This window comes from Variovorax paradoxus (genome assembly GCF_030815975.1).
GTDB classification, from domain to species: domain Bacteria; phylum Pseudomonadota; class Gammaproteobacteria; order Burkholderiales; family Burkholderiaceae_C; genus Variovorax; species Variovorax paradoxus_N.
The window spans coordinates 90,176-104,777 of sequence record NZ_JAUSXL010000002.1 but is presented as its reverse complement, the minus strand read 5'-3'; the positions used below and the strand labels follow the sequence as shown (position 1 = coordinate 104,777).

The 14,602-nt window shown below is 64.4% G+C and carries 17 protein-coding genes, 2 tRNA genes and 1 pseudogene; 13 read left to right on the top strand and 7 right to left on the bottom strand.

The window, feature by feature from the left end; genetic code table 11:
* The first annotated feature begins 108 nt into the window (after positions 1–108).
* The 4 genes from QFZ47_RS04245 to QFZ47_RS04230 all read left to right on the top strand — a co-directional run bounded on the left by QFZ47_RS04245 (position 109) and on the right by QFZ47_RS04230 (position 3,262).
* Entirely contained in the window at positions 109–381 is a 273-nt protein-coding gene (locus QFZ47_RS04245) for an HU family DNA-binding protein (protein WP_307654462.1), read from the top strand.
* 28 nt (positions 382–409) lie between these two features.
* Positions 410–485, top strand: a tRNA-Val gene (locus QFZ47_RS04240).
* Positions 486–562: 77 nt separating this feature from the next.
* Positions 563–2,473: a SurA N-terminal domain-containing protein gene (locus QFZ47_RS04235; protein ID WP_307654461.1), complete on the top strand. Its 1,911-nt coding sequence runs from the start codon at positions 563–565 to the stop codon at positions 2,471–2,473.
* A 114-nt stretch (positions 2,474–2,587) separates the two neighbouring features.
* On the top strand, positions 2,588–3,262 hold the full coding sequence (locus QFZ47_RS04230) for a histidine phosphatase family protein (RefSeq protein ID WP_307654460.1): 675 nt from the start codon (positions 2,588–2,590) through the stop codon (positions 3,260–3,262).
* 27 nt (positions 3,263–3,289) lie between these two features.
* Here QFZ47_RS04230 and QFZ47_RS04225 read toward each other — a convergent pair whose 3' ends face one another.
* Complete coding sequence (locus QFZ47_RS04225) at positions 3,290–3,622, bottom strand: hypothetical protein (protein WP_307654459.1); 333 nt, start codon at positions 3,620–3,622, stop codon at positions 3,290–3,292.
* A gap of 21 nt (positions 3,623–3,643) precedes the next feature.
* The gene (locus QFZ47_RS04220) at positions 3,644–3,892 is read right to left on the bottom strand and encodes a GlsB/YeaQ/YmgE family stress response membrane protein (RefSeq protein WP_307654458.1); all 249 of its coding nucleotides are present in this window, start codon (positions 3,890–3,892) and stop codon (positions 3,644–3,646) included.
* A 160-nt stretch (positions 3,893–4,052) separates the two neighbouring features.
* Here QFZ47_RS04220 and QFZ47_RS04215 point away from each other — a divergent pair, with 160 nt between their 5' ends.
* The 3 genes from QFZ47_RS04215 to QFZ47_RS04205 all read left to right on the top strand — a co-directional run bounded on the left by QFZ47_RS04215 (position 4,053) and on the right by QFZ47_RS04205 (position 5,504).
* The gene (locus QFZ47_RS04215) at positions 4,053–4,745 is read left to right on the top strand and encodes a YbhB/YbcL family Raf kinase inhibitor-like protein (RefSeq protein WP_307654457.1); all 693 of its coding nucleotides are present in this window, start codon (positions 4,053–4,055) and stop codon (positions 4,743–4,745) included.
* 75 nt (positions 4,746–4,820) lie between these two features.
* A tRNA-His gene (locus tag QFZ47_RS04210) sits at positions 4,821–4,896 on the top strand.
* A gap of 263 nt (positions 4,897–5,159) precedes the next feature.
* On the top strand, positions 5,160–5,504 hold the full coding sequence (locus QFZ47_RS04205; protein WP_307654456.1) for an H-NS histone family protein: 345 nt from the start codon (positions 5,160–5,162) through the stop codon (positions 5,502–5,504).
* A gap of 84 nt (positions 5,505–5,588) precedes the next feature.
* Here QFZ47_RS04205 and QFZ47_RS04200 read toward each other — a convergent pair whose 3' ends face one another.
* Positions 5,589–6,575, bottom strand: a complete 987-nt coding sequence (locus QFZ47_RS04200; RefSeq protein WP_307654455.1) for an NADPH:quinone oxidoreductase family protein — start codon at positions 6,573–6,575, stop codon at positions 5,589–5,591.
* Positions 6,576–6,702: 127 nt separating this feature from the next.
* Between QFZ47_RS04200 and surE the strand changes: the two genes are divergently transcribed.
* From surE to rlmD, 5 genes and pseudogenes are all read left to right on the top strand, one after another.
* Entirely contained in the window at positions 6,703–7,461 is a 759-nt protein-coding gene (gene surE / locus QFZ47_RS04195; RefSeq protein ID WP_307654454.1) for a 5'/3'-nucleotidase SurE, read from the top strand.
* 2 nt (positions 7,462–7,463) lie between these two features.
* Positions 7,464–8,237, top strand: a complete 774-nt coding sequence (locus tag QFZ47_RS04190) for a protein-L-isoaspartate(D-aspartate) O-methyltransferase (protein ID WP_307654453.1) — start codon at positions 7,464–7,466, stop codon at positions 8,235–8,237.
* A gap of 11 nt (positions 8,238–8,248) precedes the next feature.
* A pseudogene (locus QFZ47_RS04185) lies at positions 8,249–9,153 on the top strand (peptidoglycan DD-metalloendopeptidase family protein).
* Positions 9,154–9,157: 4 nt separating this feature from the next.
* Complete coding sequence (locus QFZ47_RS04180; RefSeq protein ID WP_307654452.1) at positions 9,158–10,156, top strand: sigma-70 family RNA polymerase sigma factor; 999 nt, start codon at positions 9,158–9,160, stop codon at positions 10,154–10,156.
* A gap of 28 nt (positions 10,157–10,184) precedes the next feature.
* On the top strand, positions 10,185–11,633 hold the full coding sequence (rlmD, locus tag QFZ47_RS04175) for a 23S rRNA (uracil(1939)-C(5))-methyltransferase RlmD (protein WP_307654451.1): 1,449 nt from the start codon (positions 10,185–10,187) through the stop codon (positions 11,631–11,633).
* 64 nt (positions 11,634–11,697) lie between these two features.
* Here rlmD and QFZ47_RS04170 read toward each other — a convergent pair whose 3' ends face one another.
* Positions 11,698–12,399: a Bax inhibitor-1/YccA family protein gene (locus QFZ47_RS04170; protein ID WP_307654450.1), complete on the bottom strand. Its 702-nt coding sequence runs from the start codon at positions 12,397–12,399 to the stop codon at positions 11,698–11,700.
* Between the two features lie 165 nt (positions 12,400–12,564).
* Here QFZ47_RS04170 and QFZ47_RS04165 point away from each other — a divergent pair, with 165 nt between their 5' ends.
* The gene (locus QFZ47_RS04165) at positions 12,565–12,972 is read left to right on the top strand and encodes a GlcG/HbpS family heme-binding protein (RefSeq protein WP_028258861.1); all 408 of its coding nucleotides are present in this window, start codon (positions 12,565–12,567) and stop codon (positions 12,970–12,972) included.
* A 175-nt stretch (positions 12,973–13,147) separates the two neighbouring features.
* Here the strand turns inward: QFZ47_RS04165 and hemP are convergent, their stop codons facing one another.
* From hemP to QFZ47_RS04150, 3 genes are all read right to left on the bottom strand, one after another.
* Positions 13,148–13,360, bottom strand: coding sequence for a hemin uptake protein HemP (gene hemP, locus QFZ47_RS04160; RefSeq protein WP_018903010.1), 213 nt, complete (start codon positions 13,358–13,360; stop codon positions 13,148–13,150).
* A 95-nt stretch (positions 13,361–13,455) separates the two neighbouring features.
* Positions 13,456–13,869, bottom strand: a complete 414-nt coding sequence (locus QFZ47_RS04155; RefSeq protein WP_021006519.1) for an ExbD/TolR family protein — start codon at positions 13,867–13,869, stop codon at positions 13,456–13,458.
* 5 nt (positions 13,870–13,874) lie between these two features.
* Entirely contained in the window at positions 13,875–14,591 is a 717-nt protein-coding gene (locus QFZ47_RS04150; RefSeq protein WP_307654449.1) for a MotA/TolQ/ExbB proton channel family protein, read from the bottom strand.
* Between the last annotated feature and the right edge of the window lie 11 nt (positions 14,592–14,602).

The window sequence follows — 14,602 nt, the reverse complement described above, 5'->3', positions numbered from 1 at the left end:
GCGCTGCCGAGGCGTCAGTCCTGCCAGGCTTCTCGAGTCGCGTCATTTCGCGGCCAACTCGCAGCTGACGAAAGCCGACCAACTTTATTTCTTCGACAAGGGGCCCTTGTGAACAAGACCGATCTGATTGAGCACATCGCAAAAAACGCCGATATTTCCAAGGCAGCCGCCACCCGCGCGCTTGAATCCACCATCGGCGCCATTCGCACCACGCTCAAGAAAGGCGGCTCGGTGTCGCTGGTCGGTTTCGGCACTTTCGCAGTCGGTAAAAGGGCCGCCCGCACCGGCCGCAATCCACGCACCGGCGAGGCGATTAAAATCAAGGCTGCCAAGATTCCGAAGTTCCGTCCGGGCAAGGCGTTGAAAGACGCACTGAACTAAGACGTAGACTCGGAGAGTATTCCCGGTGGGGTGCTTAGCTCAGCTGGTAGAGCGGCGCCCTTACAAGGCGTAGGTCGGGGGTTCGAGCCCCTCAGCACCCACCACCACCCGATGCAAAGGCGAACACTGGTTCGCCTTTTTTATTGCCGTCCCGACATCCGTCGCAAAAGAGTGTTCAAGCATGTTTGATTTCTTCCGCAGGTACAACAAGATCGTCATGATTTTCTTGTTCTTGTTGATCATTCCCTCGTTCGTCCTCTTTGGCGTGGAGCGCTACCAGGGCTCCGGCGGCGAAGTGAAGGTAGCGCGGGTCGACGGCCAGAACATCACCCGGCCCGAGTGGGATGCGCAGCATCGCAACGAAACCGACCGCATTCGGCAACAGTCGCCGAACGTCGATCCGGCGCTGCTCGAATCCGACGTGATGCGCTATGCCACGCTGGAGCGCATGGTGCGCGATCGCGTGCTGGCGGCAGCGGCAGCCAAGTCGAACGTGACTGTTTCCGAAGAACGGCTGTCGCGGATCTTTGCGCAGGACACGGGTCTTGCGGCGTTCCGCACGCCGGACGGCAAGTTCGACCGCGAGAGCTTCCAGCGCGTCACCGGCCGCACGCCGGAGCAGTACGAGGCATCGATGCGCGCCGAACTGGCCACGCAGCAGATGCTGCTGGGCATCTCGGGCACGGCGTTCACGCCGCCCGCGCTGGCTGCGGCAACAACCAACGCCTTCTACGACCGCCGCGAGATTCAGGTCGCGCGCTTCAGCCCCGAGAGCTTCGCATCCAAGGTGACCGTGAGCGATGCCGACGTCGAGGCCTATTACAAGGCCCACACCGCGCAGTTCCAGGCGCCCGAGCAGGCCAGTATCGAATACCTCGTGCTCGACCTCGAGGCAGCCAAGAAGAACATTTCGGTGAACGAGGCCGACCTCAAGAGCTACTACGAACAGAACACGGCGCGTTTCGGCACGAAGGAAGAGCGCCGCGCAAGCCACATCCTGATCACCGCCCCGGCGAGCGCATCGGCAGCCGACCGCGCCAAGGCCAAGGCCAAGGCGGAGCAGTTGCTCGCCGAAGTGAAGAAGGCGCCCGCCACCTTCGCCGACCTCGCGCGCAAGAATTCGCAGGATCCCGGATCGGCGGAGAAGGGCGGCGACCTCGACTTCGTGACGCGCGGTGCGATGGTCAAGCCTTTCGAGGACGCGATGTTCGCGCTCAAGAAGGGTGACATCAGCGACGTGATCGAAACCGAATTCGGCTATCACATCATCCGCCTCGCCGACATCAAGCCGGCCGTGGTGCCGCCTTTCGAGCAGGTCCGCGCCACCATCGAGAATGAAGTGCGCGCGCAGCAGGCGACGCAGGAATTCGCGAAGGCCGCGGAAACCTTCACCGATGCGGTCTACCAGCAGCCCGACAGCCTCAAGCCCGCGGCAGAAAAGCTCAAGCTCACGATCCAGACGGCAAGCAACGTCGCGCGCACGCCGGCACCGGGTGCCACCGGCGTGCTCGCAAACCGCAATTTCCTGAGCGCGCTGTTCGCGGCCGATTCGCTGGACCGCAAGCAGAACACCGAAGCGATCGAAGTCGGTTCCAGCCAGCTCGCGGCGGGCCGCGTGACGCAGTACACGCCCGCGCATCCGATGCCCCTGGCCGAAGTCAAGGACAAGATCCGCGCGCAGCTCGTTACCGAGCGTGCCGCGGTCATGGCCAAGGCAGAGGGCGAAGCCAAGCTCGCCGCCTGGACCGCCAAGGCCGACGGCGCCACCTTTGGCGCGCCGGTCACGGTTTCGCGCCGCGAAGCGCAGGCCCAGCCCATTGCCGTCATCGATGCCGCGCTGCGCGCCGACGCGTCCAAGCTGCCCGCGCTGGTGGGCGTGGATCTGGGCACGCAAGGCTATGCGGTGGTTCGCGTGACCAAGGTCGTTCCGCGCACGCCGTCGGCGCCCGAGCAAACGCAGCAGGAAAACGCGCAGGTCGGCCAGTCGGTGACTGCGGCGGAAGAAGTCGCGTACTACAACCTGCTGAAGGAACGTTTCAAGGCCGAGATCATCGTGCCGAAGCCGGCGGAGACGCTGCCTGCGGCCCGCTGACCCGGGCCTGATGCGCGCCGCCATGTCGCGTCCGGGTCAGCAGCCGGGACGCGATCGCGTATTTCGTCGCGCGTGGGACAAGCGCAAGATGCGCCTGTCGCCAGAATCCCGTGCATGGGAACCCTCTATCTCGTGCGCCACGGCCAGGCCAGTTTCGGCGCTGCCGACTATGACAACCTGAGCGAACTCGGACACCGGCAGTCCGTGCGCCTCGGCGAGTATTGGCGAGAGCGCGGCATGCATTTCGATGCCGTGATCACCGGCACCCTGAAGCGCCATCGCCAGACCTGGGAGGGCATTGCCGAGGGGCTTGCGCTGAAGCGCGACGATGTGCTGGCGTGGCCCGGGCTCAACGAGTACGACAGCGAAGCGGTCATTGCCACCATTCACGAAGGCAAGCTCGAGAAGCCCGATTCGCCCGAGATGTACCGGCACCACTTTCGTCTCTTGCGCGATGGCCTCGGCGCCTGGATGCAGGGCCGGACCCAGCCTGTGGGCATGCCGAGCTATATCGACTTCCTGGCAGGCGTGACGACGGCGCTCGACCATGTGCGCGACCGCCACCATGGCGCCAAGGTGCTGGTGGTGTCGAGCGGCGGACCGATCAGCACGGCGGTCGGACATGTGCTCGGCACGAGCCCCGAAACGACCATCGAGCTGAATCTGCGCATCCGGAACACCGCGGTGACGGAGTTTGCCTTCACGCCCAAGCGGCACATGCTGGTCACCTATAACACGCTGCCGCACCTGGACGCTGCGGCTTACGAGAACTGGGTCACCTACGCCTGAGGCGCCGCTGCAGGAAGGCGATCGGCCTCAGGCCTGCCAGACGCCGTAGCCGCTCTTGCGCAGCGCGATGCCGAGTTCGACCTCCATCGAGCGCGCATCCTCGTAGCTCATCGGGTTGTAGCGTTCGTAGAGAGCGGGCAGCAACCGGAGGCCGAAGGCCAGAACGAAGCTGCTGGCCTGGATGCCGGCCTTGTGCTTGTCGAAGCGGATGTCAGGGTCGAGCCCGGTCATTCCCACGTAGACAAAGGGCTTGCCGAGCTGATAGTCGGGGTTGGCGCGCCTGAACCGGCCATGGTTCCAGACGCGGTCATCGAGTTCCACCACGTAGACGTGGTGCCTGGCCCGTGGCTTGCGCGGCATCGATCCGCACTGCCCGTCGAATCAGCTCTTGCGCTTGACCAGGCCGTACAGGATCAGCAGCACGATCGCGCCGAGCACCGACGCAATGAAGCCTGCACCTTGGCCCGCGGTGTACCAGCCGAGTGCCTGGCCGACATAGGTCACGATCAAGGAGCCCGCGACGCCGATCAGCGTGGTCACGATGAAGCCTGCGGAATCGTCGCCCGGCTTGACGGCCCGCGCCACCAGACCCACGATGAACCCGATCAGGATGGTCCAGACGATGCTCATGAAGAAATTCCTTTGGCGGTGAAGTGGAAAGTGGAGGCCGCGGCGAAAAGCGCGAACCGTCGCGTCGATGCAAGCGGCGCTCATGATAGCGGAGCAAGGCTGGCGCCAACCGTTGTGAATCACGTCGGGCTCGAGTTCGAGAACTTTGGCGCAGACGGCCATGTCGTGGTTGCTGCTGCGTCCTACAGAGCGTTTCGCGGCGCAGCGCTATACCGAGGGCATGCTGGAAAAATTGCCTGAAGTCATCGGTCACGCGCTGCTGGGGATGCGCGCGGGCCTGGACAAGATCGTCTTCAATGCGCTGGGCATGCGGCAGGGCATGGCGTCGATCGCCTTGAGCAGCGTTGCCTTCGCGGACCATGCGCCCCTGCCGTCGCGCTATACGGCCGATGGAGAGGGCCTCTCGCCGCCGCTGCAATGGGCCGACCTTCCCGTGGGCACCCAATCGCTGGTGCTGGTGGTCGAGGACGCCGATTCGCCGACGCCGAATCCGCTCGTGCATGCGATCGTCGTCGGGCTGCAGCCGAACGAAGGCAAGCTCGACGAGGCGGCCATCCCGAGCCGGGACAACGCTGGCGCCGCCGGTTTGCGCGTAGGGCGCAACTCCGGGCTGCAAACCGCCTGGCTGCCGCCCGATCCGCCCCCGGGCCACGGCGCTCACCGCTACGCTTTTCAGTTGTTTGCGCTCGATAACACGCCTGTGTTTTCCGCCGCACCCGGTCGCGACGAGGTATTCGACATCCTGCGGGAGCACGCGCTCGCCAGCGGCCTGTTGATCGGCACCTGCGAAAGGCCGGACGGTTCGATCAAGATCAAGAAGACGGCCCCTGCGGGCCCTCTCGCCACGGGTTGAAAAGGATTTCAGGCCAGTTCGCATGCCCCGGTGGCGAAAACCCGGGTTTTTGCCGCTACAATTGAAGGCTCTGCGGTGGCTGTAGCTCAGCTGGTAGAGTCCCAGATTGTGATTCTGGTCGTCGTGGGTTCGAGTCCCATCAGCCACCCCAAAAATACCTTTCCCGGCTGCTATTGCGCAATAGCGTCCACGGGAACACAGCGCCGGGCCAGCCCCGGCGTTGTCATTTCCGGCTCCTGCGGCCGGGCCAGCACTCTTCCTTTGGTTTGATAAAAAGCGTCCAGACCGGTGCGCGCTGCATTGTGCGCTGCCACAAACCTGTCGCTCGGCTTCAATTTTCTCGCAACGGCCCGCTTGTAATAAATTGGAATTGAATTAAAATCCGCCCCGTTTCCAATTTTCAGGAGTCCAACAATGGCTTCGACCCTTGCCGATATCAATTCTCAGATCAAGAAGTACGACGAGCAGATTGCGCAATTGCGCAAGCAGGCCGAAGACCTTCGCAACCAAGAGCGCTCGGGCGTGATTGAAGACGTGCGCAGGAAGATCGCCGAATACGGTTTGACAGCTTCCGATCTGAAACTCAGCGCACGCGGCGGCTCAGTCAAGCGCAGCGCTGGTGTTCCCGCGGTCAAGGCAGCAGCCAAATACCGCGGCCCGACCGGCGAAACCTGGTCTGGTGGCCGTGGCCGCAAGCCACGTTGGGTGACCGAGGCGCTGGCCGCGGGCAAGTCGCTTTCCGAGTTCGAGATCAAGTAGGCGCCCGAGAAGGCCGCCGCCCAATAAAAAAGCCCGCGATGCGGGCTTTTTTATTGGGCGCGAACCCGGACAAACCCGAGGCGCTCAGTTCACCATCACGAGTTTTCCCTTAACGCCGCGCGATCCCATGTGGGCATAGGCAGCTTTCAATTGTGACATCTGCATCGTGCTGTCGATCACGGGCTTGATCTTTCCCTGTCCGTACCAGTGCGCCAATTCGGCCATCATTTGTGCATTGGCCTTGGGCTCGCGCTTGGCGAAATCGCCCCAGAACACGCCGACCAGGGAGGCGCCTTTCAACAGCGTTAGGTTCAATGGCAGCGACGGAATCGGCCCGGAGGCAAAGCCGACCACCAAATAGCGTCCGCGCCAGCCAATCGAGCGAAATGCCGGCTCGGCGAAATCACCGCCTACCGGGTCGTAAATGACATCCGGGCCTTTGCCATCGGTGGCGGCCTTGATGGCGTCGCGAAAACCGCCTGGAAGCGCATGCGTCGTGTAGTTGATCGTGGCGTCGGCGCCAATGGAGCGGCAGAGTTCGCATTTTTCGTCAGTGGAAGCCGCTGCAATCACCTTTGCGCCCGCTGCCTTTGCGATTTGTATGGCTGCAGTGCCCACCCCGCCCGCGGCACCGAGCACGAGCACGGTTTCTCCGGCCTTGAGCTGCGCGCGGTCCATCAGCGCATGCCACGAGGTGGCATAGATCATGATGAACGCCGCCGCATCGACATGGCCAAAGCCTTCGGGCAGCGGCATGCAGAGCGCCGCCGGTGCCAGCGCGTGGGTTGCAAACCCGCCCGTGCCCGAGAGGCACGCCACGTTCTGGCCGGTCTTCAGGTGGGTGACGCCTTCGCCCACCGCCTGAATGACGCCGGCGTATTCTGAACCGGGCACGAACGGCAGGGGCGGCTTGATCTGGTATTTGTTCTGCACGATCAGCAGATCGGGAAAGTTGAGGCTGGCCGCCCTGATTTCGATCAGCACCTGGCCTGGACCCGGCGCCGGCGTCGGCAGTTCTTTCCAGGTCAGCGCATCGACGCCGGTGGGGTTTTCGCAAAGCCATGCGTGCATGCTCGGGTCTCCTTTGAATCAGTCGTGTGTGGGCGGGAATGCGAGGCGATGATAGGGGGCGCGGCAGGCCGCCGTTGTCCCTGCTGCGACGCACGCGGCGCCTACAATCCGGGCACTGAAAAGCACCATGAAGATACTTATTTCCAACGACGATGGTTTTCAGGCGCCGGGCATCGTCGCATTGCACGACGCATTGAAAGACATCGCGGACGTCGAGGTGGTTGCGCCCGAGCACAACAACAGCGCCAAGTCGAATGCCCTCACATTGGCAGCGCCGCTCTACGTGCACAAGGCGCACAACGGCTTTCGCTATGTGACGGGCACGCCGGCCGATTGCGTTCACATCGCGCTCAAGGGGCTGCTCGACTATCGGCCCGACCTGGTGGTTTCCGGCATCAACAACGGCGCCAACATGGGCGACGACACCATCTACTCGGGCACCGTGGGTGCAGCCATGGAGGCCTATCTGTTCGGCATCCCGGCCATCGCGTTCTCGCAGATCGAGAAGGGCTGGGCGCATGTCGATGCGGCCGCGCAGGTGGCCCGGAGGCTGGTGCAGCAGATCGAGCGCGAGCGCATGCTGGATGGAGGCGCTTTCCTGCTCAATGTGAACGTTCCGAACCGGCCGCTCGAAGAGCTCAAGCCAGTCCAGGTTTGCCGGCTGGGCCGCCGCCATGCCGCGGAGAAAGTCATCACGCAGGAAAGCCCGCGGGGCGACACGATGTACTGGATTGCAGGCGCCGGAGCCGCCAAGGACAGCGGCGAAGGCACCGATTTCCATGCAACCACCGCCGGCCACATTGCGCTGACGCCGCTGCAGATCGACCTGACCGACCATGCCAACCTGGGCCAATGGCGCGAGACGGTTGCCCGTCTCGGTAATTGAGCATGGCCACGCAACGGCCTGGATTTCCGGTTCGCCTGACCCCCACTGCATCGGCCGCCACACGCGGGCGCCTGCCCGCCGTGCCTGCCAAGCCGATGGTGCCGACCACGCCTTCGATGGCCTCCGACGCCGTGCGCGCGCGCATGGTGCAGAAGCTCGCCGCCCAGGGCATTGCCGATCCGCGCGTGCTGCGCGCCCTGAGCGCGGTCGAGCGGCATCGCTTCGTCGACAGCGCGCTCGTCAACCAGGCGTACGAAGACACGAGCCTGCCGATCGGGCTGGGCCAGACCATCTCGAAGCCGAGCGTGGTGGCCCGCATGATCGAGCTCCTGCTGGGCGCGCCCGCGCTGGCCGGCAAGCCGCAGGACCGTCTTGGCCGCGTGCTGGAAATCGGCACCGGCTGCGGCTACCAGGCGGCGGTGCTGAACCACGTGGCCACGGAGGTCTACAGCATCGAGCGCCTGCGCGGACTGCACGAGCGCGCGCGCGCCAACCTGCGGCACTTCCGGCTGGCCACGGTTCATCTGATGCTGGGTGACGGCATGGTCGGCTATGCCAAGGGTGCTCCGTATGCCGGCATCATCGCCGCGGCAGGCGGCGAAGCAGTGCCGCAGGCCTGGATCGAACAACTCGCCGTCGGCGGGCGCATCGTGGCGCCCACGCATTCGGCAGGCGGCGGACAAGCGCTTGTCGTCATCGATAAAACCGCCCGTGGACTCGAGCGCCGCATTCTTGAGGCGGTTCACTTTGTCCCCCTAAAATCGGGCATCGCTTGAAGGAACAACAAATGCAGGGTTTTGGCAATCGGAGTTGGGTGCGCTGGTATCACGTTGGCCGTTGTGCTCGTGATCGCGGGCTGCGCCGCACCGCGAGGGCCGGCACCGGTCGAAGACCGCGGCACGATGACGCGTGCGCCCAATGCGGCACCCGGTGGCCCGCTCATCACCACCGACGCCTCGGGCAAGCCGCTTCCAGGCATCGAGAACTATGGCAAGCCGGGCTATTACGCCGTGCGGCCCGGCGACACGATTCGCCGCATCGGCAACGAAACCGGCCAAAGCTGGCAGAACATCGTTCGCTGGAACAACCTTGAAAATCCCGACCTGATCGAAGTCGGCCAAGTGCTGCGCGTGGTGCCGCCGGTGGGGCCGGCCACCGCTGTCGCTGCCGCACCTGCCTCTTCTTCTTCCTCTTCCGAAGGTGCGGTGACCAAGCCTGTCACGCCGCCGTCGGTGGTGGTGCCCGCGGCGCCCGCGAGCGCTGCGGTCGGCAAGCCGCCGGTCACGGCGTCGCCGTCGGCGCCCGCAGCAAATTCCGGGCGACGAAGACCTCGGCTGGATCTGGCCGGCGCACGGTACGCTGCTCGCGGGTTTCGACGACGCCAAGAACAAGGGCTTCGACATCGGCGGCAAGGCGGGAGACGCTGTCCTCGCGGCGGCCGACGGCCGCGTCGTCTATGCCGGCGCAGGTCTGCGCGGCTACGGCAACCTGATCATCCTGAAGCACAACAACACCTACCTCACGGCCTATGCGCATAACCAGACGCTGCTCGTGAAGGAAGACCAGTCGGTGCAAAAGGGCCAGAAGATCGCCGAGATGGGCAACAGCGACGCCGACCGCGTCAAGCTGCATTTCGAAATCCGCCGCCAGGGCAAGCCCGTCGACCCGGCGCGCTACTTGCCGAGCCGGTGATGCCATGGCCACGTCCAGCCCCCGTCGCGCACTGCCCGTGCGTCGGCCGGTGGGCCGGGGCAGGGCGGCAGAGAACGGCCAGCAGGGCTCGGCTGCGAAGACTGCACTCGCTGCAGACCTGATTGCGGCAACCGATTCGCTCGGCGGCGAGGGTGCCGATGCGCTGACGATCTACCTGCGCCAGGTGCGGCGCACCGAGCTCTTTACCCCCGAAGAGGAATACCAGGCCGCATGCGCTGCGCGCGGCGGCGACTTTGCAGCGCGGCAATCGATGATCGAGCACAACCTGAGGCTGGTTGTGAACATCGCCAAGGCCTATCTGGGCCGGGGCGTGCCGCTTTCCGATCTCATCGAGGAAGGCAACCTCGGCCTGATGCACGCCATCACCAAGTTCGAGCCCGAACGGGGCTTTCGTTTTTCCACCTATGCGACCTGGTGGATTCGCCAGTCGGTCGAGCGCGCGGTGATGACCCAGGCGCGTGCGATCCGCCTGCCGGTGCATGTGGTGCGTGAGCTGCAGCAGGTGCTGCGGGCCCGCCGCACGCTCGAAGGCGATGCCGAATTCCTCGCGCATCGGCCCGATGGCGTGCGCGTGGAGGATGTCGCCGCATTTCTGGGACTCGAGGTGCAGGCCGTCGCGGAACTGCTGGCGCTGGCCGAGGCGCCGCGTTCGCTGGATGCCGGCGATGCACACGCAGACGAAGGCTTCACCCTGGCCGACACCGTGGCGTCCGAGGATGGCCAAGGCGATCCGACCGACGTCACGCACAGCCACGAGGTCGCGCGCCTGCTCGATCAATGGGTCCATGCCCTCGATGCGCGCGAGCGCGAAGTGCTGGAGGGCCGCTACGGCCTGCACGACCGCGAGCCCGAGACGCTCGAGGTGCTGAGTGTGCGCCTGGGGCTGACGCGCGAGCGCGTGAGGCAGATCCAGAACGAGGCCCTGGCCAAGATGCGGCGCCAGCTGACCCGTTCCGGCGTGGGGCGCGACGCCTTGTTCTAGCCGGCGTCGGCACTGAGACAATCGGGGGATGACGGAATCCATCGAAGAAAAGAAAGTCCCTGCGAAAACCCCCGCGACCGCGGCGGGCGAATGGCTCAAGGTCGAGTCGCTCGACCTCGACGCGCAAGGCGTGGCGCACAACGCCGAAGGCATGGTCGTGTTCATCGAAGGCGCTCTGCCTTTCGAAGAGGTGCAGTTCAACGTTCATCGCCGCAAGAACAACTGGGAGCAGGGCACGGTCACGGCCATCCGGCGCGAATCATCGCAGCGGGTTCGGCCCGGCTGCCCGCATTTCGGTTTGCACACCGGTGCGTGCGGTGGCTGCAAGATGCAGCATCTGGACGAGGCGGCGCAGGTTGCGGTGAAGCAGCGCGCCCTCGAGGACAACCTGTGGCACCTCGGCAAGGTGCGGCCCGAAAACATGCTGCGGCCGCTGGAAGGCCCGGCATGGCACTACCGCTACCGCGCCCGGCTCTCGGTGCGCCATGTGGTCAAGAAGGGCACGGTGCTGATCGGCTTCCACGAGCGCAAGAGCCGGTATCTCGCCGACATGCAGGTATGTCCGGTGCTGCCGAAGCAGGTCAGCGACATGCTGATGCCGCTGCGCGCGTTGATCGATTCGATGGACGCGCGCGAAACCTGCCCGCAGATCGAGCTCGCCTGCGGCGACGCACCCGGGACGACCTTGCTCGGCACGATCGCGCTGGTGCTGAGGCACCTTGAGCCGCTCTCCAACGCGGACATCGGCCGCCTGAAAGCCTTTGCGGCGCAGAACGCCGGCGTCCAGTGGTGGCTGCAGGCCAAGGGGCCGGACACGGTGAAGCTGCTGGAAGAAGGCGGCATGCCGCTGTCCTACGAACTGCCCCAGTTCGGTGTGACGATGCCGTTCAAGCCCACCGATTTCACGCAGGTCAACCCGCACATCAATCGCGCCCTGGTGGGGAAGGCGCTGCGCCTTCTCGACGTGCAGGCGCACGAGCGCGTGATCGACTGGTTCTGCGGCCTCGGCAATTTCACCCTGCCGCTGGCCAGCCGAGCCCGCGAGGTTCTGGGCATCGAGGGCAGCGACACCCTGGTCGCGCGCGCGAGCGACAACTTCAGGAAGAACCAGCCCGCCACATCCGCCAGGCGGGCGCTGTCGGCGACGCGGTTCGTGGCCCGCAACCTCTTCGAAATGACCCCTGCCATGCTGGTCGCGGACGGCGGCGCCGACAAGTGGCTGGTCGACCCGCCGCGCGAGGGCGCCTTCGCGCTGGCCAAGGCCATGGCCGACCTGCACCTGCAGCCCGAGCTGCGAACCGATGGCTGGACACCACCGAAGCGCATCGTGTACGTGAGCTGCAATCCGTCCACCCTGGCGCGGGACGCCGGCCTGCTGGTGCACCAGGCCGGCTACCGCTGCACGTTCGCGGGGGTGATCAACATGTTCCCGCACACGGCGCACGTCGAGTCGATCGCGGTGTTCGATCTGGCATGAAAAAAGGGCCGAGAGGCCCTTTTTTCATGTTGGCGCCTTGGCGCCGTTCGTCTGGTGCGTTCGCTCAGTCGCGTTCGCCGCCGGCGATGCCCAGCAGGGCCAGCAGGCTCTGGAACACGTTGAACAGGTCCAGGTAGAGTGCCAGCGTGGCACTGATGTAATTGGTTTCGCCGCCGTCCATGATCTGCTTCAGGTCATACAGCATGAAGGCCGAGAAGATGCCGATCGCCGCGACCGAGATGGCCATCATGCCGGCGCTCGAGCCGACGAAGACGTTGATGATGGCGCCCACCATCAGCACCATGGCGCCGACGAAGAGCCACTTGCCCATGCCGGACAGGTCCCGCTTGATCACGGTGGCCAGCGACGCCATCACGAAGAAAACGCCGGCGGTGCCGCCGAACGCGGTCATGACGAGCTCGGAACCGTTCTTGAAGCCCAGCACCATCGCGATCAGGCGCGACAGCATCAGGCCCATGAAGAAGGTGAAGGCCAGCAGCACCGGTACGCCGGCGGCCGAGTTCTTGGTTTTCTCGATGGCGAACATGAAGCCGAAGGCGCCGCCAAGGAAAACCATGAGGCCCAGTCCGCCCGTGAGCGAACTGGTGATGCCGGTGGCGACGCCGATCCAGGCGCCCAGCACGGTAGGCAGCATGCTCAGCGCGAGCAGCCAATAGGTGTTGCGCAGGACGCGTTGGCGCTCAGCCTGCGGCAGCGCCTGGCCGTAGCCGGCGGAAGTGTCGAGGGTGGTAACGCGGTCGTTCATGGCCGTAGCTCCTTTGGTTGCTGCTGTCACGCAGTTGGGCGCATTCTAGGGGGCTGCAAGAGGGGGGCGGCACAAAGACCGTATGGACGATGGTCCTAAGCGCCGGGGCGGCCCCGGGCCGGTTGGCCGTTATGCTGTCGGGTTTTACGCAACCTGATTCTCAACATGAAGACCAAGTCCTTCCTCGAACTCGCCGATGTCAAGGCCATTGCCGCGGCTGCCGAAGCCGAAGCCCTCAAGAACAACTGGGCCGTGACCATTGCCATCTCCGACGATGCCGGCAACCTGCTGTGGCTCCAGCGCCTCGACGGCGCCGCGGCACTGTCGTCCCATATCGCACCTGCCAAGGCACATACGGCAGCCATGGGGCGCCGCGAGAGCAAGGTCTACGAAGACATCATCAACGGCGGCCGCACCGCTTTTCTCACGGCACCCGCCGTGCAGGGCTTGCTCGAGGGCGGCGTGCCCATCGTGAAGGACGGCCAGGTGATTGGCGCCGTCGGCGTGAGCGGCGTGAAGTCGAACGAGGATGCCCAGATTGCCAAGGCGGGCATCGCAGCCCTCGGTCTTTGAGCATTCGAAGCGCCAAAGCAAAACGCCGACTTCGAGTCGGCGTTTTTGTTGGATATCCAGCGTGAAAAAAAGCTTGGCTGGTCGGCGAACCGTTGGCTAGCAAAAAACGACCCTCGGAGATGAATCTCCTCAAGTCGCCCCACGATGAAACTTGCGCGAGGGGCGGGCTGACTGCTTACTTGGTAAGAATCAGCTTGCCGAGTTTGGTGGCCTGGAGGCGATAGAGGGAGCCGTTGTGCATGATGCCCACGGTTTTGCTTCCCTTGAGAAGCTCCGTGCTTTCGACCATCGGCGCCGGGCGCGGCGCCTGGATGGACGCATGTCCGCCACCCGATTGGTCGAGCGAAGGATGGCTCAGAACAGAAAAGGCGTTCGGTTTGGCTTGCATCTGAAATTCCCTTATCGAAGCGATGAGTGAATGATAATGATTCGCAATAAAAAGTCAATCGCGGCGATCAGCTTTTTTTAAGGCCGTTCCGTGACTTACTTCGCGTCGGGCTCGGTAATGAAGCCGATCTTGCGCACGCCCGCTTCCCGCGCCTGCGACATGGCCTTGGCCACGCGTTCATAGCGCACAGCCTTGTCGCCGCGAATGTGCAGCTCGGGCTGCGGGTCCTTCGCGGCCTCGGCGGCCAGGCGGGCGGGCAGCTCGCCGTCTTCGATCTTCTGTTCGTTCCAGTAGTAGCTGCCGTCGGCGGTGATGCTGAACAGGATGTTCTGCGGCTTGGGCTGCTCCGGTTCGCTGGTGGCGCGCGGCAGGTCGATGTTGACTGCGTGTTTCATCACCGGCACGGTGATGATGAAGATGATCAGGAGCACCAGCATGACGTCGACCAGCGGCGTCATGTTGATCTCGTTCATCACCTCATCGGGTTCGTCCTGGGTTCCGAAAGCCATGATGCTCAGCCCTTCTTGAGCGGAACCACGATGGCGTCGCCGCTGCCGCTTTGCACGCGTGCGCCGGTCACGAAATAGGCGTGGAGGTCATGCGCAAAGCTGTTGAGCTTGGTGAGCACGAACTTGTTGCCGCGCACCAGTGCGTTGTAGCCCAGCACCGCCGGAATGGCCACCGCGAGGCCCAGCGCCGTCATGATCAGTGCCTCGCCGATCGGGCCCGCCACCTTGTCGATGGTGGCCTGGCCGGCCGTACTGATGCTCATGAGCGCGTGATAGATACCCCAGACGGTGCCGAACAGGCCGATGAACGGGGCCGTCGAACCGACCGATGCCAGGATCGCCAGGCCGGTTTGAAGGCGCGCGGTGAATGCGTCGATGCCGTTGCGCAGTGCGCGCGTGATCCAGTCGCTCACGTCCAGCGCATCGTGCAGATGGGCTTTCGTGTTGCGGTGATGCGCAGCCGCTTCGCGGCCTTCGAGCGCCAGGGCGCGAAACGGGTTGCTGTCGTCCTTGCCGAGCTTGTTGAGCGCGGTTGCGAAGTCTTCGCTGTGCCAGAAGTCCTGCGAATGCTTGGCCAGGCGCTTGTATTTGATGACGTCGAGGGCCTTGATGATGATCACGATCCACGACGCAAGCGACATGCCGACCAGCAGCAGCGCGACGGCCTTGGTGACGAAATCGCCCTGGTTCCAGACGTTCATCAAGCCGAATTGGGAATCCATACGAAGTTGCT

Coding starts and splice junctions, on each gene's coding strand:
- QFZ47_RS04235 (WP_307654461.1), top strand. CDS start 563: ATGTTTGATTTCTTCCGCAGGTACAACAAGATCGTCATGATTTTCTTG.
- rlmD (WP_307654451.1), top strand. CDS start 10,185: ATGACGGAATCCATCGAAGAAAAGAAAGTCCCTGCGAAAACCCCCGCG.
- surE (WP_307654454.1), top strand. CDS start 6,703: ATGAAGATACTTATTTCCAACGACGATGGTTTTCAGGCGCCGGGCATC.
- QFZ47_RS04215 (WP_307654457.1), top strand. CDS start 4,053: ATGTCGTGGTTGCTGCTGCGTCCTACAGAGCGTTTCGCGGCGCAGCGC.
- QFZ47_RS04230 (WP_307654460.1), top strand. CDS start 2,588: ATGGGAACCCTCTATCTCGTGCGCCACGGCCAGGCCAGTTTCGGCGCT.
- QFZ47_RS04150 (WP_307654449.1), bottom strand. CDS start 14,591: ATGGATTCCCAATTCGGCTTGATGAACGTCTGGAACCAGGGCGATTTC.
- QFZ47_RS04200 (WP_307654455.1), bottom strand. CDS start 6,575: ATGCACGCATGGCTTTGCGAAAACCCCACCGGCGTCGATGCGCTGACC.
- QFZ47_RS04165 (WP_028258861.1), top strand. CDS start 12,565: ATGAAGACCAAGTCCTTCCTCGAACTCGCCGATGTCAAGGCCATTGCC.
- QFZ47_RS04205 (WP_307654456.1), top strand. CDS start 5,160: ATGGCTTCGACCCTTGCCGATATCAATTCTCAGATCAAGAAGTACGAC.
- QFZ47_RS04220 (WP_307654458.1), bottom strand. CDS start 3,892: ATGAGCATCGTCTGGACCATCCTGATCGGGTTCATCGTGGGTCTGGTG.
- QFZ47_RS04225 (WP_307654459.1), bottom strand. CDS start 3,622: ATGCCGCGCAAGCCACGGGCCAGGCACCACGTCTACGTGGTGGAACTC.
- QFZ47_RS04170 (WP_307654450.1), bottom strand. CDS start 12,399: ATGAACGACCGCGTTACCACCCTCGACACTTCCGCCGGCTACGGCCAG.
- QFZ47_RS04190 (WP_307654453.1), top strand. CDS start 7,464: ATGGCCACGCAACGGCCTGGATTTCCGGTTCGCCTGACCCCCACTGCA.
- QFZ47_RS04180 (WP_307654452.1), top strand. CDS start 9,158: ATGGCCACGTCCAGCCCCCGTCGCGCACTGCCCGTGCGTCGGCCGGTG.
- QFZ47_RS04155 (WP_021006519.1), bottom strand. CDS start 13,869: ATGGCTTTCGGAACCCAGGACGAACCCGATGAGGTGATGAACGAGATC.
- hemP (WP_018903010.1), bottom strand. CDS start 13,360: ATGCAAGCCAAACCGAACGCCTTTTCTGTTCTGAGCCATCCTTCGCTC.